Below are 21,547 nucleotides of genomic sequence, written 5' to 3' on the forward strand. Positions count from 1 at the left end.
CAGTCCGGTCGAGGTGTCGCCGCTGGAGTACTCGGTGGCCCGGCGCACCGATGAGGTGTCGGCGCCCGTCCTGCATGGTCTTTCGGGGGCCGAGGTGCTGCGCCGCCGCAACGACGGTGAACTGCTGGTGTTGGTGCACAACAAGTGGCGGTTGCGGGTCATCGAGCGTGATCATCCGTCGTTGTTCATGGAACCGTTGCTGGCCGGCGGCGTCATCGAGGACGAGGAATACTGACCTGATACCGCGGCCCGTCCCGGGGCGCCGTGTCGCGCCGCGACACGGCCGTGAGCGCGCGCACCGGACCCGCCATCACCGAGGAGCCCCGCTGACCTCCGCGTCCTCCATCACGAACACACCCGCTGCGGACACATCCGCCACCGCCCGGATCGTGGTGGCGTCCGCCCTGGTCCTCGCGCTGAGCGGTCCCGGCCAGACCGCGGGCATCGCCGTCTTCGTCGACCACGTCATCACCGACCTGGGCGTCGGCCGCTCCGCCGTCTCGCTGGCCTACATGGTCGGCACCCTGGCCGGGGCCCTGACCCTGCCGTGGATCGGCAGGGCGGTGGACCGCTTCGGGGTCCGCCGGGTCCTGGCGCTGGTGGCCCTGGGTTTCGGGGCCTTCCTCGGGCTGCTGGCCTGCGCCCAAGAGCTCGTCGGGCTGACGGCCGGGTTCGTCGGTGTGCGGGCCCTGGGCCAGGGCGGTATGAGCATGATCTCGACCACCGCGGTCGCGCTCTCGGTCACCCGCAACCGGGGGGTGCTGCTGGGGTTGACGAGTTCGCTCGGCGCGGCCGGGATCTCGCTCTTCCCGCTGCTCGCCGAGCGGGTGATCACGGTGCTGGGCTGGCGCTACACCTTCCTGGCGGAGGGTCTGCTGATCTGGGCCGTGGTGCTCCCCCTGGCCTGGTGGGGCCTGCGCGGGGTCGCCCGCCCCGCCCGGGAGGAGTCCGGCCCCGCGGACGGGGTGCGGCAGGGGGCGGAGGGACCGTTCCGGCCGTTGCGGGCCATCGTGCGGACCTCGATGTTCTGGGCGCTGGCAGGTGCCATAGCGTGCAGCGGCCTGGTCGCCACCGCCGTGTTCTTCCACCAGGTCTCGCTGCTGGGGGAGCAGGGGCTCACCCCGGTCCAGGCCGCGGCGAACTTCCTGCCCCAGACCCTGGCGGGGCTGGCCGCGGCGCTGCTGTTCGGGTCGGCCGCCGACCGGTTCTCCCCCAAGGCGCTGATGTGCGCGGCCATGGCGATGCACGGCCTGGCCCTGGCCGCGCTGCCGTTCGTCGCACCGGGCTGGGGGGCGCTCCTCTACGGCACGGCACTGGGCGCGGCGGCCTCGGGGGCCCGTGCGGTGGAGAGTGCGGCCCTTCCCTTCTACTTCGGGACGGCGAGCCTGGGAACCCTGCGCGGCCTGACCCAGGCCGTCGCGGTCGCCTCCACCGCGGTCGGCCCCATCCTGCTGTCCCTGGCCCACGGCCGGGCGGGCTCCTACCTGCCCGGCGTCATGGCCCTGGCACTGCTGTGCACTTGTGTGGCGGTCGCCGTGTGCTTCGCCCGCACACCGCGGTTCCCCGCCGACTGAACGCCCCAACGCCCACGGCCACCTGGGACGGACACCGATGTGAACATCCGATGGCCACACCCAAGAAATCACTTTGGGTTATCCGCCGGAAATGCGGCTGTCACCCATACCACACGAATGACCTGGATGAATCCCGCGAATGTCCCCGTTGTGATAGTTGCCTCAGTCGCTCTACGTGACTCGAACCCTCACGTAAGGGTAAGTTCGTTCCAGGTCGTTCCCCGCGCCTGAACGCGGGACGGCCGTCTGCTTCCCGACCTGCCCCAGGGGCACGGTCGGGTCTGCGGCGACGAGGCCGTGCCCGGGGCGCCACGAGCGCCGAACCGGACCAGGAATCCGAGCACACAGCGGCTGTGCGAGCCGCGGGCGCGTTCGTTCGCGCCGTCGCCGAACACCTGACCCGAACACCGCGGTCCTTGCTGTGGGCTGCCCGAAACCTGATGGGTTCCATGAATCTGCCCGTGAAGAATCCCCGGTCGCTGAAGTCCCGGATCCCGGCCGCGGCGCAACTGCGCGCGGACGTGCTCGCCGGACTCGTCGTCGCGCTGGCACTGATCCCCGAGGCCATCGCGTTCTCCCTCATCGCCGGGGTCGACCCCCGCGTGGGCCTGTACGCGTCCTTCGTCATGGCGGTCTCGATCGCCTTCCTGGGCGGGCGTCCGGCGATGATCTCCGCCGCCACCGGCGCCATGGCCCTGGTGGCCGCCCCGCTGTCCATCGAGTACGGCGTCGACCACCTGATCGCCGCCACCCTGCTGGCCGGGCTGATCCAGATCGGGCTGGGCCTGGCCGGGGTGGCCAAGCTGATGCGGTTCGTGCCGCCCAGCGTGATGACCGGGTTCATCAACGCCCTGGCCATCCTCATCTTCCTGTCCCAGATGCCCTACCTGGCCGACTTCGACATCCCCGTGTACGTGATGGTCGCCATCGGCCTGGGCATCATCTTCGGCCTCCCCTACCTGACCAAGGCCGTGCCCGCGCCGCTGGTCGCGATCGTCGTGCTCACCGTCGCGACGATCTCCATGGGGATCTCCACCCGCACCGTGGGCGACGAGGGCGAACTGCCCGACGCCTTCCCCGTCCCGCTGATCCCGGACGTGCCCTTCACCCTGGACACCCTGGTCCTCATCGCACCCTACGCCCTCACCCTGGCCCTGGTCGGCCTCATGGAGTCGCTGATGACCGCCAAGGTCGTCGACGACCGCACCGAGACCACCTCGAACCACGGTCGCGAGGCCCGCGGCCAGGGCATGGCCAACATCCTCGTCGGGCTGTTCGGCGGCATGGCGGGCTGCGCGATGATCGGGCAGACCATGATCAACGTCTCCTCCGGCGCCCGCACCCGCGTCTCCACCTTCCTGGCCGGCCTGTTCCTGATCATCCTGTGCGTGGGGCTGGGCGACATCGTCGGCCTCATCCCCATGGCCGCCCTGGTCGCGGTGATGATCTTCGTGTCCGCGGTGACCTTCGACTGGCACAGCATCGCCCCGGCCACGCTCAGGCGCATGCCCTGGAGCGAGACCCTGGTCATGGTCATCACGGTGGTCGTCGTCGTGATCACCCACAACCTCGCGCTGGGTGTGATCGCCGGGGTCGTCGTGTCGATGATGCTGTTCGCCAGCAAGGCCGCCATGCAGGCCGACATCACCAGCGTCCTGGACCCCGAGGGCGGCACCCGGGTGTACTCGGTCAACGGCGAGGTCTTCTTCGCCTCCAGCGGTGAGCTGGTCAACCGGTTCGACTACACCGAGCAGGGTCTGAAGAAGGTCGTGGTGGACATGTCCGGCGCCCACGTCTGGGACTCCTCCGCCGTCGCCGCACTGGACCGCGTCAGCGAGCACTTCCGCGGGCACGGGGTCGAGGTCGAGGTCACCGGCCTCAACGAGTCCAGCAGCAAGCTCCACAACGAGCTGACGGGCACTCTGACCGGCGGTCACTGACACCGGGGCATCGCGGGCGGGGGTCGTCGGAGGTTCCGGCGGCCCCCGCCGCTCTGCGGCAACGTGAACGGCGCGGTGTTCACGGGGCGATGGAGCGCAGGACCTCCAGGGTCCGGGACCATTCCTCGATGCAGCGGTTCAGCGCCTCGCGGTCGGTCGCCGCCACCGACCTCTTCCGCTCGCGCACGTCGATCACCCGGTCCATCCAGCACTGCTTCTCCTGTTCGTCCCGGGCCTCGTCGTGCAGGGCGACGTAGCGTCCGGTGAGCTCGTCGCCCACGGCGACGAACGTCCTCTGGAGCAGTGAGAGGTCCGCGCTGCGGCGGTGGGCCACGGTGGCCACATCCCATCGTGTCGGCGGAGTCCGGGCGGCGGTGGCGGCCGACCTCTCCGCCGGGACGGGCGCATTCCGACCAGGGGAGGAGAAGGGCGACGGACCGGCACAATATTACTCTTACGTTAGGGTAATCATGTGTTCCGAGGCCGACTCCTGTGCGCAGGGGTGCCGAAGAGCCGCCGGTGCCGAGGGAGGGGTCGATACCCGGTCCGGAGGCGGCCGGCCCTTCCCGAAGTCGACGAGTAGGAGGCGGCATGGCTGCCCGTTTCGAGGAACTGGCCTGGCGCGCGACGCCACTGGGCGAGCTCAGCCTGCGCCGCCGGTACGATCCCCTCGTCCGGAAGGACGTCTACGAGATCAAACTCGACGACGACTTCCTGATGTCGAGCCTGTTCACCGCGGCCGAGATCGCCCTGGCCCGACTGGCCCTGGCCGAACCGGCCGGGAAGGAGGGCCTGCGCGTCCTGGTGGGCGGCCTGGGGCTGGGGTACACCGCCCAGGCGGTGCTCGACTCCCCGGACGTGGCCGAACTCGTCGTCGTCGACGCTCTGGCCGAGGTCATCGACTGGCACCGCGAGGGGCTGATCCCCTCCGGCGCCGCACTGGTCGCCGACTCCCGGTGCCGCCTGGCGCACGGCGACTTCTTCGCCCTGGTCGGCGGCGGCTCGGCGGCCGGCCCGCAGGTGGGAGCGGAGCCCTTCGACGCCGTCATCGTCGACATCGACCACTCTCCGCGCCACCTGCTCCATCCCGGCCACGCGGACCTGTACACCGCCGCCGGACTGCGCCGCCTGTCCGAGCGCCTCCTCGTGCCGGGCGGGGTCTTCGCCCTGTGGTCCAACGACGCGCCGGACGGGGAGTTCACCTCGCTGCTGGCCGAGGTCTTCCCCGAGGTCCGTGCCGAAGTGGTCCGCTTCCCCAACCCCCTACAGGGGCGCGAGGCCGCCAACACGGTCTACCTCGCCACCTCGTGACCGGCCGCTCCGGGCGGATGCCTCCCGGCCAACGGGCGGGTCAGAGGGCCACGGGCCCGTAGGAGCCGAGCGCGTCCACGATCCGGGCCTCCACCCGCGCGGCCGGGTGCCCCACCTCCTCGCGCACCGGGCCGGTGCCGGCGTCCCGGCCGGAGACCGGCTCCTGGACGCGGTCCAGGGCACGGCTGGTCTCGGAGTGCTCGCGGGGCGGCCTGCGCCCCGTACCCGTCGAGGTCGTGTCCGCGCCGGGTGCGGGTGCTCCCCGGCCCGGCGCCGGACCGGTCCCGTCCGGTCGCGCGAACGGTGATCCGGGTACCGGGTGTCAGGCGATTCCCAGCAGCCGTTCGACCCCCGGCCACGCCCCGTCCAGGAGTGCGGGGTCGTTGCGCACCCGGGCCAGCAGCACCGTGCCCTCGATCTGCGCGACCAGTGTCGCGGCCAGTGCGTGCTCCGCCCCGTCCCCGCCGAGGAGTCCCGCCCCGCGGCCCTGGGCGATCAGGTCGGCGACCATGGCGATCTGCTCCTCGAACACCGCGGCCAGCCGCTCGCGCACCTCGGGTTCCCGGCCGCTCACCTCCAGGGCCAGGTTGCCGTACAGGCAGCCGTGGATCGTCCCGGAGTCGCGGTGGTCGGCGCGCTGGACGCCCATCAGGTGCTCGACCAGTGTCCGCAGCCGCTCCAGGGGGTCGTCGGCGCCGTCCAGCGCCTCCTTCAGGGCCCGCCGCTCCTGCGCCCAGTGCTCCTCCACCGTCTCCACGGTCAGGGCCTGCTTGGAGTCGAAGAAGTGGTAGAAGCTCCCCTTCTTGACGCCCGCCTCGGAGCAGATCTCGGCCACTCCGAGGGCGGTGTACCCGCGGGTGCGCATGAGCCTTCGGGAGGAGTCGAGGATCCGGTCCCTGGCGTCGCTGGTACGTCCCATGGGCAGAGGGTATACGAACGGTCAACTATCGGTGGAATCCGCTGGCCCGGCGGGCCGTTGCAAAATAGTTGACCGGTCGTCTATGGTGGTTCCGCCGGGACGCCCCCGGCCCATTAGACCCCGGAGAGGGAACGATTCCCCATGCCCCACGTCCGCGTCGCCGTCGCCTTCCACAGCGGCTTCGGCCACACCGCCCGCCAGGCCGAGGCCGTCGCCCGCGGAGCCGGTCTCACCGACGGGGCCCAGGCCTCGCTGCACGACGTCACCGACCTCGACGACCGGCTCTGGCCCGCGCTCGACACCGCCGACGCCATCGTCTTCGGCGCCCCCACCTACATGGGCGCCCCCTCCGCCGCCTTCCAGGCCTTCGCCGAGGCCACCTCCCCCATCTGGCAGCGCAGGGGGTGGCAGGACAAGCTCGCCGCCGGGTTCACCAATTCCGCCGGCACCAACGGCAACAAGGACAACGCCCTCGGCGCGCTCATGGTGCTCGCCGCCCAACACGGCATGGTCTGGGTGCCGCTCGTCCTGCTCCCCGGCGGTGAGTACCTGAGCGGGGGAGGCCGCGACGACCTCAACCGGCTCGGCGGGTCCACCGGGGCGATGGCCCAGTCCTCCGCCGACCTGGGCGCGGACCGCGCCCCCGCGGACAGCGACCTGCGCACCGCCGAGCACCTGGGCGCCAGGGTGGCGCAGGCGGCGCTGCGGTTCGAGCACGGGCGCGCGGCGGTGGCGGTGTGAGGACCGCGCGCAGGCCCGGGGCCCGCCTCACCGGCGTCCTCGGCATCCGCTATCCCGTCGTCCAGGGCCCCTTCGGCGGCGGTCTGTCCTCGGTCGGGCTGACCGCCGCGGTCTCCGGGGCCGGCGGCCTGGGATCCTACGGTGTCCACGCCATGGCGCCCGAGGACATCGGCCCCCTGGTGGGGCGGATCAGGGCCGCCACGTCGGAGCCCTTCGCCGTCAACCTGTGGGTGCCGCGGGCCGAGGAGGAGCGCCCCGTCCCCGACGCCGCGGTCCTGGCCGTCCACACCGACCGCCTGGCCGCCCACTACGCCGAGTTCGGCCTCACCCCGCCGGATCTCGAAGCGGCCAACGCGCACCCGGACTTCGACGCCCAGCTCGACGCCGTTCTCGCGGCCCGGCCACCGGTGATCAGTGTCGTCATGGGGCCGCCGCCCCGACGACTGGTCGAGGCCGCCCGGAGCGCCGGGGCGGTCGTCGTCGGCACCGCCACGACGGTGGCCGAGGCGGTGGTGCTGGAGGAGGCCGGATGCGACGTCGTCGTGGCGTCGGGCAGTGACGCGGGAGGACACCGCGGTTCCTTCCTGGCACCCGTGCGCGAGTCGCTGGTCGGCACGTTCTCGCTGGTCCCCCAGGTGCGCGATGCCGTGTCCGCGTCCGTCCCCGTGGTCGCCGCGGGCGGGATCGCCGACGGGCGCGGAGTCGCCGCGGCCCTGACCCTGGGCGCCGACGGCGTCCAGGTGGGGACCGGCTTCCTCCGGACCCCGGAGTCCGGCGCGAGTCCGGTGCACCGGGAGGCGCTCGCCTCGGAGCAGGCGCGGACCACCGTGCTGACCCGGCTCTTCTCCGGACGCCCGGCCCGGGGGATCGCCAACGCGCTGGTGCGTGGACTGGCCGACGCGGAGGACCGGGTCCCGCCCTATCCCGGGCAGAACAACCTGATGCTGCCGATCCGGGCGCGGGCCGCGGACTCGGGGCGGGCGGACCGGCTCAACCTGTGGTCGGGCCAGTCGGCCCTGCTCGCCTCCGGTGAGGGCGCCGGAGAGTACCTGTCCGCGCTGGTCGCCGGAGCCGGAGAGGTGCTCGGAACCCAGTTGTGAGGTCACCGGGCCCGCCGCTGGGCGGCGGGCCCGGGGGCTGCGCACCGGACCGGACCCGGTTCAGGGGGTGGGGTCGTACTGCTCGCCGGTCATCGGGTTGGTGGCCAGCCCGGTGGCGGGGTCGTAGTCGACGTCCATGCCCAGGTCCGGGTCGTGCAGCAGCCCCGTCTCGGGGTTGCGCGGCAGCCCGGAGGCGGCGTCGATCTCCCAGCCGGTCACCGGGTCGGTCCGCGGGGCCTGCTCCTGCTCCCCGGCCTCCTCGGAAGGAGCGGCCGAGGGGTCCGCGGAGGGCGCGTCCGACGGCGCGGCCTCGGTCTCCTCCTGCTCCGGCGCCTGCTCCTCGGCGATGACCTCGCCGCGTCCCGCCTGCGACTCCGCGCCGCCCTGCGGGTCGAGCACGCCCCAGCTCACCAGGGCCAGGATGACGATGCCCAGGCCCACCCGGTAGTAGACGAACGGCATGAAGCTGTGCGTGGAGATGAACTTCATCAGCCAGGCGATCACCGCGAACCCGATCACGCCCGCGATGACCGTGCCCACGATGGTGGCACCCCATCCGGCGTACTCGTTGTCGCCGATGTCGGTCAGCTTGTACAGGCCCGCGCCGAACACGGCGGGCAGGGCCAGCAGGAAGGCGTACTCGGCCGCGTCCTTGCGGTTGAAGCCCATCAGCATCCCGCCGGTGATGGTGCCGCCGGAGCGGGAGACCCCGGGGATCAGGGCCAGGGCCTGGAAGAGGCCGAAGCCCAGGCCGCGCGGGATGTTGAGGTCATCCAGCGTGCGGTGCCTACGGGAGTAGCGGTCCGCCACACCCAGGAAGACGCCGAAGATGATGAGGTTGAGCGCGACCAGGCGCAGGTCCCGGAAGACGCCGTCGATCTGGTCCTCCAGCAGCAGCCCCAGCACCACGATCGGGATCGAGCCGAGGATGACGTACCAGCCCATGCGGGCGTTGACGTCGCCGCGCAGGCCGCGGTCGAACAGCGACCTGGTCCAGGTGGAAAGGATCGCCCAGATCCGTTGGCGGAAGTAGATGACGACGGCCAGTTCGGTCCCGATCTGGCTGACGGCGGTGAAGGCGGCTCCGGGATCGGGCCAGCCGAAGAACGCGGACACCACGCGCAGGTGCCCGCTGGAGGAGATCGGGAGGAATTCGGTCAGGCCTTGGACCAGGCCGAGAACGATGGCTTCGAGAATGGACACGGCAGGGTCTGCTCCGGGTTGTCACGGTGGCGTCGCCGGGTGGGAAACCAGGGGGTGACCGGGGTACACCGGGACGTGTCCCCGGGGGGAACGGGACCGGGAACGGCTCCGGGGGGTGCGGCGCCGTTCGCGTCCGTGGTGGACCGGGGGCGGCGGGCGAGGACCCGGAGCCCTGGTCAGAGGCAAGAATAGTGTGCCCCGGGAGGGACGGCGGACACGGGGCGCGGGGAGCCGGGGTGCCGCCCGCCCCGCGGTTCCCGGACCGGGCGGGGGCTCTGCCGTCCGCCCCGGCCGGCACCGTGCTCACCGGGGCCCGGGCGCGCTCGTTCTGCCGGGGTGGATCGTGCCGGTGGGCTGTGCCGTTGCGGTCCGGTTCGCGCGCGCCGATCCCTGACCGCGGCCCGTCGCCCCCGCCCCGCTACGCGGGGTCCCGGCCGTCCGACCCGGCGGCGGACCCGGCCTCCGGGATGGGGTGTCGGCCGACGAGCCCTTCGCGGGCGTCCTCCGTCACGATCCGCTCCGCCGCCTCCGCGTCCCGGTCCCGCAGGGCGCGGACCAGGGCGCGGTGGTAGGTGTAGCGGTCCAGGGCGGACAGGTCCCCGGCGGAGACGTGCTCCAGCAGGCGGGTGCGGTGCTCGGCCCTGGAGAAGACGCGCGTCTGTTCCACGAGCCCCACCAGGACGGGGTTGTTCGCGCAGGTGTCCACCGTGTCGTTGAACTGCTGCACGGTGTCGAGCAGGGCGCCGATGTAGTCGTCGACGGAGCGCCCCTGGGAGCTGCGCCGCTGGATGAGGATCAGCAGGTCGTCGGCCTCGTCGAGGATGCCGTCGAGCCGGTCCAGCTGGGCGTCGGAGGCGTGGCGCGCGGCGAAGCGGGCGACCAGGCCGCGCAGTGCGCCCTCGACTTCGGCCAGGTCCTGGACCGCGGTGTCCTCCAGGGCCGAGACGATGGTGGTGCGGGGTCCGACGCGGTCGAGCAGACCTTCCCGCTCCAGCCGCCGGATGGCGTCGCGCACCGGGGTCGGGCTCACGGACAGGCGTTCGGCGAGCCCGCGTTCGGTGATCTTCTCCCCGGGGCCGAGCTCCCCCGACCTGATGGCGTCGCGCACCGCCCTGTAGGTGCGATCGGCCAGCGTCTCGGTGGTCAAGGTGCGCAACTGCCTGCCGGTCATGCCCCGACGATAGCGGACTCCGAATCTCCGCACGCCGTTTTGTCATTTTTGACAAACTTGAAATATCAAAACTGGAATCGGCGTGGCCGGGCCCCGCCGTCCCGCCGAGCGGATGGGGCGGCGCCGGGCCTGTCGCGCACCGCCGTGCAGGTCGGCGCGATCGCCGCCGCGGGTGTCATCGGCCCGGTCCTCGGGGGGTGCCCGCCGGTGCCGGGTTCCCCATCCTCGACCGGATCATCGCGGGACCGGCCGCGGCGGCGCTACCGCCGACCGCCCCCGCCCCCGCGCTCGGCCGCCGCCGACCCCCCGTCGGGGTGGAGGGCGCCGAGGATGAGCGAGAGTCCGAAGGCGAAGTCCTCGTCGGGGTCGTAGTCCCCGGCCCCGGCCTGGGCGGCGATGACCTCGGCCAGGTGGGGGTGGGCCCGGCCCAGGGGGCCGTCCAGGATGCCACCCGCGACCTCGGCCAGGCCCTCGCGATCGGTGAAGGGCAGGCTCAGCTCCTGCATGACGAACCCGTACACGTAGCTGTCGATCACGGACACCGCGCGCATGGCCAGGGTCACGGAGAAGCCCTGGGACCGCAGGATGCCCAGGACGGTGTCGTGGTGGCGCAGCGTCGCCGGGCCGGGGTCGGTACGGGAGTCCAGCAGGCCGACCGCCCAGGGGTGGCGGCGCAGCGCGGCGCGGGCGGAGGCGGCCCGGTCGCGCACGGCGGACCGCCAGTCCGCGGCGGGGTCGGGGAGGTCGATCTCGGCGAACACCGCGTCGACCATCCCGTCGAGGAGGGCCTCCCGGTTGGCCACGTGGTTGTAGAGCGACATCGCCTCGACGCCCAGTCGACCCGCGACGGCCCGCATGGTGACCCCGGCCTCGCCCTTGTCGTCGGCCAGGGCGATCGCGGCGGTGACCACCCGCTCCCGGCTCAGTTGGGGGCGCTTGGGGCGTCCGCGTCCGGCCATGGTCCTCCTCGGGTCTTGCCGAAACTTACGAGGTAAGTATAACGTTACTTACGTCGTAAGTCAGTGCAGCTGTTCAAAGGAGTTCAGGACCATGCGGAAGGTGTGCATCATCGGCGCCTCGGGCAAGCTCGGGCGGTACATGGTCGGCCACGCGCTGGACCGCGGATACGAGGTCGTGGGCGTCTGCCGCGAGCGCAGCGTCCCCAAACTCGCGGACTTCGCCGACCGGATCACGATTGTCCCCGGGGACACGAACGACCGGGAGGTGATCCGGCGGGCGGTCGCCGGATGCGACGGGGTGCTGACCGTGCTGGTGCCCTGGGGCGTGCGGCAGTACTCGTCGGGCACGGCGCAGGCGGTGCTCGACCTCGCCGAACCCGACGCGCGGCTGGTCTTCTCCTGCGGCTGGCACGTCGCCCGGGACGAACACGACCGGTACTCCAGGAAGTTCAGGGCCACCGTGCGCGTGGTCACCGTGCTGGCCCGCCTCCTGCGCGCCGTCGAGATCGACGACCAGGTGGAGGCCGGCCGCCGGATCTTCGCCAGCGACCGGCGGTGGACCCTGGTCCGGGGGAGCGACCTGGAGGAGGGCGAGAGCCAGGGGCTGCCCGTGTGGAGCCGCCACGTCGGGGACCCGGTGCTGGAGAGCAACCTGACCCGCCGGGTGGACTTCGCGCTGTTCATGGTGGAGGCGCTCACCGACGACACCCTCGTCCGTGAGGCGCCCGCCATCGTCGGCCGCCTGTCGCCCAGCGCCCTGGCGCACGCCGCCGACGGCGGCGCCTCCGCCGCGGAAGAGACCCCCTAGATCCCGGCGCCCGCGCCGCACCCACGGGAACGGACACCATGACCGACCAAGCCCTCGCGCCCCGTTCCGGCGGACGCGCCCTCGCCCCCGACCTCGCCCGCGGGGTCATGCTCCTGTCCATCGCCCTGGCCAACGTGCCATGGTTCCTCTACGGCGCGGCGACCTCCGGCGTCAGCGCCCACCGCACCGGCGCCACCGGCCTCGACGCCCTGTGGCAGACCGTCGCGATCGTCGCGATCGACGGGCGGAGCTACCCGTTGTTCGCCTTCCTCTTCGGATACGGCATCTGGCAGCTCTACACCCGGCAGCGGGAGAGGGCGCCGGACGAGGCGTCGGCGCTCCGCCTGCTCCGGTCGCGCCACCTCTGGATGATCGCCTTCGGCGCTGTCCATGCCGCGCTGCTCTGGTACGGGGACGTCCTGGGCGCCTACGGCCTCGTCGGACTCCTCGTGGCCTGGCTCTTCCTCCGCCGCGCGAGCAGGACCCTCGTGGCGTGGGCCGTCGGGCTCGCCTGCCTGCTCGGCCTCGCGGCCGCGGCCGTGACGGCGGCGGGGGCCCTCGTCCCGGGGCAGGGCTCCGGCCTGCCCTCGGGGGCGGTGCCGCAGCTCGCCGAGATCACGCCGTACGCCGCGTCCGTCCTGCCCCGGCTCCAGACGTGGGCCGTCGTGACCGTGGGGCAGGGGGTGCTCGGACTCGTGGTGCCGATCGCGGTCCTCGTCGCGATCGTCTGCGCGCGGCACCGGGTGCTGGAGGACCCGGGGGCGCACCGGCCGCTGCTGGTGCGCACGGCGGTCCTCGGCATCGCCGCCGGGTGGGCCGGGGCCGTCCCGTCCGCCCTGGTCCACCACGGCCTGTGGGACCTGCCCGAGTGGGCGCCGCTCCTGCTCAACGGGTTCACCGGGCTGTTCGCCGCGCTCGGCTACGCGGCGCTGATCGCCCTCGCCGCGGCACGGATCGCGGCCTTCCGGGGCCCCGGCCCGCTCGCGTTCGCGCTGACGGCCGTGGGCAAGAGGTCCCTGTCCTGCTACCTGTTCCAGTCGGTGGTCTTCGCGCCCGTGCTGTGCGCCTGGGGCCTGGGGCTCGGCGGCGTCCTCACGCAGTGGCAGGCCGCACTGCTGGCGGTCGTGACCTGGTCCGTCTCGGTGGGCCTGGCAACGGCCCTGGAACGGGCGGGGCGGCGCGGCCCTGCGGAGTGGCTGCTGCGTGTCCTGGCCTACCGTGACAGGAACCCGTCCGCGACCCCCATGGCGCCCTGACCTCCCGGCAACGGCCCTGGAACGGGCGGGGCGGCGCGGCCCTGCGGAGTGGCTGTTGCGTGTCCTGGCCTACCGTGACAGGAACCCGTCCGCGACCCCCATGGCGCCCTGACCTCCCACCGGGGGGAGGTCAGGGCGTGTCCGCCGTCCCCCCGCCGACGGCGAACGCCTCCCCGGACGGTGTCCCACCGAGTGGTGCGACTCCGTTCGGCTCCAGAGCCCCAGAGGTGACGACGCGCTGGTCGGCGATTCGTTCTTGTGGGAACAACCGCGTTGTTCCCACACCACTCCACGGGACATGACGCCTCCCCGGCGGCGTGTACGGCCGCCGGGGAGGACGGACATCCATCCGCCGGTCCCCGCCTACCCCTTGGATTCGAGGCGGCCCAGCGGGGAACCCTCCAGGGCCGCGCACTCCCGCTTCCAGGAGTCGGGCTCCACACCGAGCGCGTCGTGCAGGTAGGCGGTGGTCAGGTGCCGGATCAGGGCGACCCGCTCCGGGGACTCGTCGGTCGTCTCCGCCGCGCCGTACCCCGACACCCCGCCCAGGGAGTGATGCGCGCCGAACAGCGTCAACAGGCTCTTGCGCCCCGGGCTCAGGTGGTACGCGTCGGTCCACCAGTCCGGCCCCCGCACGGAGAGCTGTGAGTGGTCGTCGTCCCCCGCCACGACCAGGGCGGGCGCGGTCATCCCGGTGAAGTCCGGGTTCATGAACGGGAGGTGCTCGGCGGCGAACGGTGTGAGCGCGTCACCACCGCGTCCGGCCGCGGCGAGCAGCACGCCCGCCTTGACACGCGGGTCGGCCAGGTCCTCTCCCGGCACGCCGCCGGAGTCCAGTACCCGCGCGCCCAGCAGGGTCCCGACGGTCTGGGCTCCCCAGGAGTGGCCCGCGGCGGCGATGCGGTCGCGGTCCAACCGCCCGGTCGGGCCGGGGACGGCGGCCTCCAGAACGTCGAGGTGGTCGAGGATCCGGCCGAGGTCGGCCACGCGGATGCGCCAGATCTCCGGTGTGCGGGGGTCGTCGGGGGCGAGCCCGAGTCTCCGGGAGTCGAGGTGGGTGGGCTGGACCACGGCGAACCCGTTCGCGGCCCAGTGGTCGGCCAGCGGCGCGTAGCCGTCCATCGACTCCCCGAACCCGTGCGAGAAGACGACGACCGGCAGGGGGCCGGTGCCCGTAGCGGGTGCGGACACGCGGACGTGCAGGTCCGCGCCGCGTTCGGGGGCGGGCAGGACGACGGGTCGGATGGAGATGACCGGGGTCGGGTCGCTCATGGGGATTCCCTTCGGCGGGCACGGCGGAGACGGTGCGGTCCGTGCCACAATGAACAAGCGGAACGATGCTCCGATTGAATATACGGAACATCGCTCCGTTTAACAAGGCTGCACGGGAAAGGAGCGGGGAACGGTGACGGATCAGGAACAGGGGGGCGGCGCACCGCGCAAGCGGGCCGACGCCCGGCGCAACGAGCAGGTCCTGCTGGACGCCGCGGCCGCCGTCTTCGTCGAGTCCGGCGTCGACGCCCCCGTGCGCGCGATCGCCGCCCGCGCGGGCGTCGGCATGGGCACCGTCTACCGCCACTTCCCGACCCGGGCCGACCTGGTCACCGCCGTCTACCGCCACCAGATCGAGGCCTGCGCCGAGGCCGGGCCCCGACTGCTGGCCACCTCGGACACCCCCTACGACGCGCTGGTGGAGTGGTCCGGGCTCTTCGTGGGGTTCCTGGTCACCAAGCACGGCCTCGCCGCCGCCATGCAGGGCGACAGCGCCGGATTCCAGGCCCTGCACGCCTCCTTCCTGGACCGGCTCGTGCCCGTCTGCGGGGAGATCCTCCGCGCCGCGGAGGACGCCGGGCAGATCACCGCCGGGATCGGCGGGTACCAGCTGATGCGCGCCATCGGCAACCTCTGCGCCGGTGCCGAGTCCGACCCCGGCTACGACGCCGAGCGCATGGTCGGCGTGCTCCTGGCCGGCCTGCGCGGGGACCGGCGGCGGTCCGACCCGGGTGTGCGTGGGTGATGGAGGGTCCGTCGGCCCGCGGTCCGGAGCGCCCCCGGGCGCCGTGGAGCCGCACATCCCGCGCCGCCGAACGCCCCTCGCGGTCGGCCGGGGGAGGTCAGTGGTCCGACCCGGGTGTGCGTGGGTGATGGAGGGTCCGTCGGCCCGCGGTCCGGAGCGCCCCCGGGCGCCGTGGAGCCGCACATCCCGCGCCGCCGAACGCCCCTCGCGGTCGGCCGGGGGAGGTCAGCCGTCCGTCTCCGGCACGGGGGCCCACGAGTCCAGCTGCTCGGCGTCGATCTCGTAGAGGGCCCCGGTCCCCGCCCGCACCAGCGGAACGGAGGAGGCCACCACGGCGTCCGGGTACACGTCGACCCGGGTGAAGGCCGAACCCGCCAACCCGCGGGTGGCGTTCTTCGGGGCGAGCGTGTCACCGGAGTAGGCGAGCGCCCCCGAGATCCACGCCGGGATCCCGGCGAAGGCCCCGGCGGCCGGGTGGTGGGCGTGCCCGGACAGCACCATGCGCACGTCGCTGCCGCGCAGGACGTCGGCGAGCTTCTCGGGGGAGCGCAGCCCCAGCGGGTCCATCAGGGGGAGCGGCGAGGGGATCGGGGAGTGGTGCAGGCCCAGGACCGTGCCCTCGGGAGCCGGCGAGGCCAGCTCCTCGCGCAGCCACTCCAGCTGTTCCTCCCCGAGTTCGCCGTGGTGGTGGCCGGGCACCGTGCTGTCCAGGACGACGATCCGCAGACCGCCGATCCGGTGGACGTAGTACAGGGGCGCGTCGGAGCCGGGTTCGTCCAGCAGGCCCGCGCGCAGCGCCCCGCGTTCGTCGTGGTTGCCCATCATGTACAGGGCCGGGACGCCCAGGCGCTCGGCCACGGGTTCAACCGCCTCGCGCAGGATCTCGTAGGAGCGCGGGTCGCCCGCGTCGGCGAGGTCGCCGGACAGCAACAGGGCGGAGAGGGGGATCCCCGCCTCCTCGACGGATCGCAGCGCCGTCGCCAGGTGGTCGACCGTGTCCTGGCCGTGCAGGGGCTCGCCCGCGCCGACGATGTGGACATCGCTGAGCTGGATGATGGTGTGAACGGGAGAGGGCATGGGACCACCGCCGTGGATTCTCGTTCCGTGAGATCAGCCGTTCATGGCATCTCGTTGCACACCTCAGCGTCGGCGACCCCGGTGAACGCCGGATGACGGTGGCCCGGCGGCGGGCGAATGCGCGTCGACCCCCGTGTGGCCGTTTCCCGGACACCGACGAAGATCACGGGTCCCGGGCCCCGGCGCCGTCGAAGGCGACACCCGGAAGCATCCCGGCGGCGGATGCGTCTGCGCAGGTCACGAACCTGGCACCGGAGGTGTTCCGGTGCGGTCGCAGCGGACGGAAGGGAAAACACCTGGAACCGCTGCCGGCACGGGCCCTCCCCGGCGAGACGGCGCCGGCCGCGTTCGGGCTCACCGCCGCGCTGCCGGTGGCGGTGGCCGCGGTCGTGTTCGTCGTCGCCGCGGTGATCGGCATCATCGCCTCCCGGACCGACGGCGGCATGAAGGCCGTGTGGCCGGTCTTCGCGGTCATCGCCCCCTTCATCGGGTCCGTCCTGTGGTTCCCCGTGGGCCGCGACCGCGTCCCCGCGTGACCGTCCCACGCCGAACGGCCCGGACACGCCCCGCGGGGGCGGCGCGTCCGGGCCGTTCGGCGTCCCGGGTCAGCCGCGGTCCGCGGCGCCGACCGCCGGCTCCCGCGCGGGGCCCGGCTCCTGCCCGTCCGACCGGATGTGCAGGTGGCGGGTCTCCAGGGCGGCGCCCTCCACGTCGATGTCGGGCAGCAGCCGGTCCAGCCACCCGGGCAGCCACCAGGCGGCGTCACCGGCCAGGTGCATGAGCGCGGGGACCAGCACCATCCGCACCACGAACGCGTCGATGAGCACACCGAAGGCCAGGGCGAACCCGATCGAGCTGATCATCACCGAGTGCGAGAACACGAACCCGCCGAACACCGAGATCATGATGATCGCCGCGGCCGTCACCACCGAGCGCCCCGCCCGGAAGCCCTGCACCACGGCGGTGCGGGAGGGCGCGCCGTGCACGTACGCCTCGCGCATGCCCGTCCCGATGAACAGCATGTAGTCCATCGCCAGGCCGAACAGGATCCCGGCCAGGATCGTCGGCAGGAAGTTCAGCACCGGCCCGCTGTTCTCCGGGCCGATGAGGCCGCCCAGCCACCCCCACTGGTAGACGGCCACCACGCCGCCGAGCGAGGCGAAGAACGACAGGATGAACCCGAGTGTGGCCACGACCGGCACGAACACCGATCGGAACACCAGCAGCAGGATCACCAGGGACATGCCCACGACCACGGTCAGGTAGGTCGGCAGCGCGTCGTTGAGGGTCTCGGAGATGTCGATGTTCCCGCTGGCCACGCCCGCGACGCCGAGTGTTCCGGTGCCCTTGATCGGCTCCAGTCCGCGCAGGTCGTGGACGAGCTGCTCGGTGGACTCGCTGGTGGGGCCCTCGACCGGGACCACCTGGAAGGCGGCGTGGGTGAAGTCGTCGGAGAACGCGATCGGCGCCACGGCCGCCACGTCGTCGAAGGCGTGGATCGCCTCGGCGACCGTGACCTGGTCCAGCTCGGCGTTCGACTCGGCGGCCTCGTCGTCCGGGCCGCCGGTGAGCTGCGCGATCACCAGCAGGGTGCCGTTGGCGCCCTCGCCGAACTCCTCCTCCACGATCGTGTAGGCCCGGTACTGGGTGGAGTCGGTGGACTCCGAGGAGCCGTCGGGCATGCCCAGCCGCAGTTCGAGGGCGGGCAGGGCGACGACCACCAGGGCGGCCACCGCGACCGCGGCCCGCAGCAGCGCCCGGCCGGTCGACATCGGCCGCACCGGCTCCGCCGCGGTCGCCCCGCCGGAGTCCCGCTCGGCGAGGCGGGCGCGCTCGCGGCGGGACAGGATGCGCTCGCCCCGCAGCGACAGCAGCGCCGGGACCAGGGTGACCGCGACGACCACCGCGACGGCGATGGCCACGGCGCCCATGGTGCCCATGAGCCCGAGGAACCCGATACCGGTCAGGTTCAGTCCCAGCAGCGCGATGAGCACGGTCGTCCCGGCGAAGACCACGGCGTTGCCCGCGGTCCCGTTGGCCAGGCCGATGGACTCCCCGACCTCCACGCCCTGCTTGAGCTGGCGGCGGTGGCGGTTGATGATGAACAGCGCGTAGTCGATGCCCACGGCCAGACCCAGCATCAGCCCCAGGATCGGGGTCACCGACGCCATCTCCAGCACCCCCGACAGCGACATCGCGATCAGGGTGGCGATACCGACGCCGACCAGCGCGGTCAGCAGCGGCAGGCCCGCGCCGACCAGGGTGCCCAGCATGATCACCAGGACCACGGCGGCCACGACCACGCCGACCACCTCGGCCGGGCCGAACAGGGCGGGCAGGCTCTGGGCCAGGTCGCTGTTGAAGTCCACGGTGGTACCGGGGACCGGCTCGTCCTCGAAGACCGCCATCACGGCGTCGCGGGTCTCCTGGGAGACGTCCATCTGCTCCGCGGTGAACGAGACCATGACCTGGGCGGTGTCGCCGTCCTCGGATACCAGGCCGGTGCCGGAGGACATCTCCAGGAGGGCCTCGCCGCCCTCGATCCTCTCCATACCGGCGTCGATCTCGGCCTGTTGGCCGTCCAGGACCTCCTCGGACTGCTCCAGTGTCCCGGCGGCCTCGGCCGCCTCCCGGCCCGCGTCGAGTTCCGCCTGGCCGGCCTCGATCTCCTCGCGGTTCTCTTCGAGCTCCCGGACCCCCTCGGCGCGCTCGGCCTCGGTGGCGAACGGGTCGACCACGTCCGCGACCCCGGGGACCTCGGCGGCCTGCTCGGCGCGGTCGACGATCGCCTCGCGCTGTTCCTGGGTGAACGCCGAGCCGTCATCGGTCCGGTAGACGACGGCCCCCGAGCCGCCTGCCAGGTCGGAGAACTCCGCTGCACGGAGCTGATTCACCTCGTCGGTGGGCGTGCCGGGGATGGAGAAGCCGCCCTCCAGTTCCCCGGAGAAGAGGAGGAAAGCGGCGCCGGACGCCGCGAGCAGTGCCAGCCAGACGGCGATGACGGTGCGGGCGCGGTGCGCGCACGCCCGTCCGAGTCTGTAGAGGAGTTCAGCCATGGGTGTGCCTTCACAAAGGGAGAGTGGGGCCGGTGGGGAGCGCGGACGCGCTCAGGCCGTGCCGACCGAGCCGTAGCCGTCACGGGTGACGGTGAGGATGCGCTCCAGGAGTTCGGACCAGACCCGGCGGGAGTCGTCGTCCACGACCCCTCCGGTGATCCGCTCCCAGTGCTCCACGACGACCGAGCCACCGCCGATGATCGCGCCGCACATGAGGTCGACCGTGAGCGGGTCGGCCTGCGGGTGGCGGCGCATCACGAGTGCCGACAACCGCGTGCCCACGTCGGTCATCGCCCGCTCGAACAGGGCGGCCCGGCCGGCCGAGGGCGTGCCGTCCCCCCGTTCGACGAAGTGCTTGAGCCGGGTGATGGGGGTGAGCAGGTCGGTGCCGCGGATGGCGTCGGCCATGGAGTCGAAGATGTTGGCCGCGTCGTCGTCGCCGTCCGGCGCCGCGTCGAGGTTGGCGCCGATCCCGTCGACGATCTCCTCCAGCATGCGGCCGAACACCTCCAGGAGGACGTCGTCCAGGGAGCGGAAGTGGTTGAACACGGTCCGCCTGGAGACGTCGGCGCGCTCGGCGAGCTGGTCGACGGTGAAGCCGGTGTCCCTGCGCTCGGCCGTCAGCGCGGCCGCGGCGTCGATGATGGCCCGGCGGTGGCGGGACTTCAGGGCCTCGCGCCGGTCGGTTGCGGGTGGAATGGGCCGATCGTTCACGGTTTCACACTAGGCATCTGGGTGCACTGAGTGCAACGACGCACTGAGTGCACCATGTCACATTGCCGCAGCGTCGGTGCCGGGCCCTGGCCTGCGGTGCGAACGGGACGCGAGCCGGAGGAGGGCGCGATGGGGGCCAAGGCGGGCCTGCTGATGTACGCGGACGGGGACGCCGCGGAACCGGTGCGGCGCCTGCACCGTTACCGGGTCGGGGGTCCCGCCGACCCGGTAACGCAGAGCGGCAGGACGGGCTCCACCGGGCCGTGAGCCCGACGGGGCCGCCGCGCATCCCCGCAGGGGCCCGGACGGCTCCCCGGTCGAATTCGACGGTCCCTGAACCCGTGACGTGCTTCCCCTCGTCCTTTTCCGGGTGAATTGATTTCACCGGAAAAGCGTGCCGGAGACATGCATCGCGGATCGCGATGACTCCCATGAAAAGAATGCATTGGACGCCCGGGATTCGCGCGCCGATTATGAATGCATGACGAATTCCCTGTCCATCCCCCGTGACAAGGCGGACGGTCGCGCATCCCGCCTCTTCCCGGCCCTCCCGGTCATGGCCGTGGCCGCGGGACTGTCCGTGGCGGGCAACTACTTCGCCCAGCCGCTGCTGGGCCTGCTCCGCGTCGAGCTGGGCATGACGACGACCGCCGCGGGCCTCACCGTCGCCGCGGCCCAGGTCGGCTACGCGGTCGGCCTGGGTCTGCTGGTCCCCCTCGGCGACCGCTACGCGCGGCGCGGCCTGGCCGCGACGCTGCTGGCCGCGACCGGCCTGTTGCTGGCCCTGGCGGGCACGGTGCCCACCGGATGGCTGCTCCTGGCCGCCACCGGCCTGGCCGCCGTCACCTCGGTCGGCGCCCAGGTCCTGGTCCCCTTCGCCGCCGAGCTCGCCCCGCCGCACCGACGGGCCCGCGACATCGGCATCGTCATGGCCGGGGTCCTCGCCGGGGGCCTGATCGGCCGCGCCGTCTCCGGGGTACTGGCCGAGCTCGCCGGCTGGCGGGCCGTCTACTGGGTCACCGCCGTCCTGCTGCTGGTCGTCGCCGCCGTCGTGTGGCGGGTCCTGCCCGGAGGCGGGGGCGACCGCGGCGAGGCCACCCGCCCGCTGCGCCTGTGGCGGTCCACCGCCGCGCTGCTCGTCGACCTGCCCGCGCTGCGCCGCCCCATCACGACCGCCGCGCTGGCGATGGCCTCCTTCACCGTCCACCTGACCGCCGTGACCCTGCTCCTGGCCGACAGCCCCTACGAGTGGACGCCCGCGGCCATCGGGCTCGTCGGCCTCATCGGCGTGGTCGGGCCTTTGGCCATGCCGTTGGCCGGGCGCCTGGTCGACCGCGGCCACCCGCGCGCCGTGCTGGTCACCGGCCTGCTGCTGGCGGCGGCGGGGTGGACCGTGATGCTCCCCGCCCAGAACGGCGGGATCGCCTGGCTGCTCGTGGGCCTGGTCCTGCTCAACGCGGGCCAGACGGCGGTGCTCAACGCCTCCCAGACCACCGCCTACGAGCTGCGGCCGCACGCGCGCAGCCGGATCAACGCCGTGTTCATGACGCTGTTCTTCGCCGGGGGAGCCGTGGGCGGGGCGCTCGTCCCCATGGTCTGGGCGAGCGCCCACTGGACCGGGGCCTGCCTGCTGGGGGTCGGCCTGGTCGCCCTGGGCCTGCTCACCGCCCTCGCCCCGCGACGCCGGGGCTGAGCCCCATG

Annotated in this window: 20 protein-coding genes and 1 pseudogene; 12 read left to right on the forward strand and 9 right to left on the reverse strand. The window is 72.9% G+C overall.

Annotation, left to right across the window (positions count from 1 at the left end; translation table 11 throughout):
• The 3 genes and pseudogenes from QJS33_RS13580 to QJS33_RS13590 form a co-directional block, all read left to right on the forward strand.
• A pseudogene (locus tag QJS33_RS13580) lies at nt 1–235 on the forward strand (peptide chain release factor 3); the annotation flags it as partial.
• Between the two features lie 154 nt (nt 236–389).
• The gene (locus QJS33_RS13585) at nt 390–1,574 is read left to right on the forward strand and encodes an MFS transporter (RefSeq protein WP_306368317.1); all 1,185 of its coding nucleotides are present in this window, start codon (nt 390–392) and stop codon (nt 1,572–1,574) included.
• A gap of 440 nt (nt 1,575–2,014) precedes the next feature.
• A complete protein-coding gene (locus QJS33_RS13590; RefSeq protein WP_306368318.1) occupies nt 2,015–3,514 on the forward strand; it encodes a SulP family inorganic anion transporter in 1,500 nt (499 codons plus the stop codon).
• A 79-nt stretch (nt 3,515–3,593) separates the two neighbouring features.
• Here the strand turns inward: QJS33_RS13590 and QJS33_RS13595 are convergent, their stop codons facing one another.
• Nucleotides 3,594–3,857, reverse strand: a complete 264-nt coding sequence (locus QJS33_RS13595) for a hypothetical protein (RefSeq protein WP_306368319.1) — start codon at nt 3,855–3,857, stop codon at nt 3,594–3,596.
• A gap of 248 nt (nt 3,858–4,105) precedes the next feature.
• Between QJS33_RS13595 and QJS33_RS13600 the strand changes: the two genes are divergently transcribed.
• Entirely contained in the window at nt 4,106–4,825 is a 720-nt protein-coding gene (locus QJS33_RS13600; protein ID WP_306368320.1) for a spermidine synthase, read from the forward strand.
• A gap of 322 nt (nt 4,826–5,147) precedes the next feature.
• Here QJS33_RS13600 and QJS33_RS13605 read toward each other — a convergent pair whose 3' ends face one another.
• Entirely contained in the window at nt 5,148–5,744 is a 597-nt protein-coding gene (locus tag QJS33_RS13605; protein WP_306368321.1) for a TetR/AcrR family transcriptional regulator, read from the reverse strand.
• 141 nt (nt 5,745–5,885) lie between these two features.
• Here QJS33_RS13605 and QJS33_RS13610 point away from each other — a divergent pair, with 141 nt between their 5' ends.
• Together QJS33_RS13610 and QJS33_RS13615 are read left to right on the forward strand one after the other, a co-directional pair.
• On the forward strand, nt 5,886–6,485 hold the full coding sequence (locus QJS33_RS13610; protein WP_306368322.1) for a flavodoxin family protein: 600 nt from the start codon (nt 5,886–5,888) through the stop codon (nt 6,483–6,485).
• Entirely contained in the window at nt 6,482–7,585 is a 1,104-nt protein-coding gene (locus tag QJS33_RS13615) for a nitronate monooxygenase family protein (RefSeq protein WP_306368323.1), read from the forward strand. The genes QJS33_RS13610 and QJS33_RS13615 overlap by 4 nt, the downstream gene beginning before the upstream one ends.
• A gap of 60 nt (nt 7,586–7,645) precedes the next feature.
• Here QJS33_RS13615 and QJS33_RS13620 read toward each other — a convergent pair whose 3' ends face one another.
• From QJS33_RS13620 to QJS33_RS13630, 3 genes are all read right to left on the reverse strand, one after another.
• The gene (locus QJS33_RS13620) at nt 7,646–8,788 is read right to left on the reverse strand and encodes an undecaprenyl-diphosphate phosphatase (RefSeq protein ID WP_306368324.1); all 1,143 of its coding nucleotides are present in this window, start codon (nt 8,786–8,788) and stop codon (nt 7,646–7,648) included.
• 418 nt (nt 8,789–9,206) lie between these two features.
• Entirely contained in the window at nt 9,207–9,959 is a 753-nt protein-coding gene (locus QJS33_RS13625) for a GntR family transcriptional regulator (RefSeq protein ID WP_306368325.1), read from the reverse strand.
• 260 nt (nt 9,960–10,219) lie between these two features.
• Nucleotides 10,220–10,918 carry a TetR/AcrR family transcriptional regulator gene (locus QJS33_RS13630; protein WP_306368326.1) on the reverse strand — a complete coding sequence of 233 codons (699 nt, stop codon included), beginning with the start codon at nt 10,916–10,918 and terminating at the stop codon, nt 10,220–10,222.
• 91 nt (nt 10,919–11,009) lie between these two features.
• Between QJS33_RS13630 and QJS33_RS13635 the strand changes: the two genes are divergently transcribed.
• Nucleotides 11,010–11,726: an NAD(P)-dependent oxidoreductase gene (locus tag QJS33_RS13635; protein WP_306368327.1), complete on the forward strand. Its 717-nt coding sequence runs from the start codon at nt 11,010–11,012 to the stop codon at nt 11,724–11,726.
• Between the two features lie 38 nt (nt 11,727–11,764).
• A complete protein-coding gene (locus tag QJS33_RS13640; protein WP_306368328.1) occupies nt 11,765–12,982 on the forward strand; it encodes a DUF418 domain-containing protein in 1,218 nt (405 codons plus the stop codon).
• Between the two features lie 363 nt (nt 12,983–13,345).
• Here the strand turns inward: QJS33_RS13640 and QJS33_RS13645 are convergent, their stop codons facing one another.
• On the reverse strand, nt 13,346–14,254 hold the full coding sequence (locus QJS33_RS13645; protein ID WP_306368329.1) for a chlorophyllase: 909 nt from the start codon (nt 14,252–14,254) through the stop codon (nt 13,346–13,348).
• Nucleotides 14,255–14,387: 133 nt separating this feature from the next.
• On the opposite strand from QJS33_RS13645, the gene QJS33_RS13650 reads away from it, so the two are divergent.
• On the forward strand, nt 14,388–14,999 hold the full coding sequence (locus QJS33_RS13650; RefSeq protein WP_306368330.1) for a TetR/AcrR family transcriptional regulator: 612 nt from the start codon (nt 14,388–14,390) through the stop codon (nt 14,997–14,999).
• A 225-nt stretch (nt 15,000–15,224) separates the two neighbouring features.
• Here QJS33_RS13650 and QJS33_RS13655 read toward each other — a convergent pair whose 3' ends face one another.
• The gene (locus tag QJS33_RS13655) at nt 15,225–16,076 is read right to left on the reverse strand and encodes a metallophosphoesterase (RefSeq protein WP_306368331.1); all 852 of its coding nucleotides are present in this window, start codon (nt 16,074–16,076) and stop codon (nt 15,225–15,227) included.
• A 257-nt stretch (nt 16,077–16,333) separates the two neighbouring features.
• Here QJS33_RS13655 and QJS33_RS13660 point away from each other — a divergent pair, with 257 nt between their 5' ends.
• Nucleotides 16,334–16,612 carry a hypothetical protein gene (locus QJS33_RS13660; protein WP_306368332.1) on the forward strand — a complete coding sequence of 93 codons (279 nt, stop codon included), beginning with the start codon at nt 16,334–16,336 and terminating at the stop codon, nt 16,610–16,612.
• Nucleotides 16,613–16,681: 69 nt separating this feature from the next.
• On the opposite strand, the gene QJS33_RS13665 is transcribed toward QJS33_RS13660, so the two are convergent.
• Nucleotides 16,682–19,132 carry an MMPL family transporter gene (locus tag QJS33_RS13665; RefSeq protein ID WP_306368333.1) on the reverse strand — a complete coding sequence of 817 codons (2,451 nt, stop codon included), beginning with the start codon at nt 19,130–19,132 and terminating at the stop codon, nt 16,682–16,684.
• 51 nt (nt 19,133–19,183) lie between these two features.
• Nucleotides 19,184–19,846 (reverse strand): TetR/AcrR family transcriptional regulator, encoded by a 663-nt coding sequence (locus QJS33_RS13670; RefSeq protein WP_306368334.1) that lies wholly within the window; start codon nt 19,844–19,846, stop codon nt 19,184–19,186.
• Nucleotides 19,847–19,975: 129 nt separating this feature from the next.
• Between QJS33_RS13670 and QJS33_RS13675 the strand changes: the two genes are divergently transcribed.
• Both QJS33_RS13675 and QJS33_RS13680 read left to right on the forward strand, forming a co-directional pair.
• Entirely contained in the window at nt 19,976–20,113 is a 138-nt protein-coding gene (locus QJS33_RS13675) for a hypothetical protein (protein WP_306368335.1), read from the forward strand.
• 214 nt (nt 20,114–20,327) lie between these two features.
• Complete coding sequence (locus QJS33_RS13680) at nt 20,328–21,539, forward strand: MFS transporter (RefSeq protein WP_306368336.1); 1,212 nt, start codon at nt 20,328–20,330, stop codon at nt 21,537–21,539.
• Nucleotides 21,540–21,547 lie beyond the last annotated feature (8 nt).

The organism is Nocardiopsis sp. CC223A, assembly GCF_030766825.1.
Lineage (GTDB): Bacteria > Actinomycetota > Actinomycetes > Streptosporangiales > Streptosporangiaceae > Nocardiopsis.

Coding starts and splice junctions, on each gene's coding strand:
- QJS33_RS13590 (WP_306368318.1), top strand. CDS start 2,015: ATGGGTTCCATGAATCTGCCCGTGAAGAATCCCCGGTCGCTGAAGTCC.
- QJS33_RS13600 (WP_306368320.1), top strand. CDS start 4,106: ATGGCTGCCCGTTTCGAGGAACTGGCCTGGCGCGCGACGCCACTGGGC.
- QJS33_RS13605 (WP_306368321.1), bottom strand. CDS start 5,744: ATGGGACGTACCAGCGACGCCAGGGACCGGATCCTCGACTCCTCCCGA.
- QJS33_RS13610 (WP_306368322.1), top strand. CDS start 5,886: ATGCCCCACGTCCGCGTCGCCGTCGCCTTCCACAGCGGCTTCGGCCAC.
- QJS33_RS13625 (WP_306368325.1), bottom strand. CDS start 9,959: ATGACCGGCAGGCAGTTGCGCACCTTGACCACCGAGACGCTGGCCGAT.
- QJS33_RS13630 (WP_306368326.1), bottom strand. CDS start 10,918: ATGGCCGGACGCGGACGCCCCAAGCGCCCCCAACTGAGCCGGGAGCGG.
- QJS33_RS13635 (WP_306368327.1), top strand. CDS start 11,010: ATGCGGAAGGTGTGCATCATCGGCGCCTCGGGCAAGCTCGGGCGGTAC.
- QJS33_RS13640 (WP_306368328.1), top strand. CDS start 11,765: ATGACCGACCAAGCCCTCGCGCCCCGTTCCGGCGGACGCGCCCTCGCC.
- QJS33_RS13645 (WP_306368329.1), bottom strand. CDS start 14,254: ATGAGCGACCCGACCCCGGTCATCTCCATCCGACCCGTCGTCCTGCCC.
- QJS33_RS13655 (WP_306368331.1), bottom strand. CDS start 16,076: ATGCCCTCTCCCGTTCACACCATCATCCAGCTCAGCGATGTCCACATC.
- QJS33_RS13665 (WP_306368333.1), bottom strand. CDS start 19,132: ATGGCTGAACTCCTCTACAGACTCGGACGGGCGTGCGCGCACCGCGCC.
- QJS33_RS13675 (WP_306368335.1), top strand. CDS start 19,976: ATGGGGGCCAAGGCGGGCCTGCTGATGTACGCGGACGGGGACGCCGCG.
- QJS33_RS13680 (WP_306368336.1), top strand. CDS start 20,328: ATGACGAATTCCCTGTCCATCCCCCGTGACAAGGCGGACGGTCGCGCA.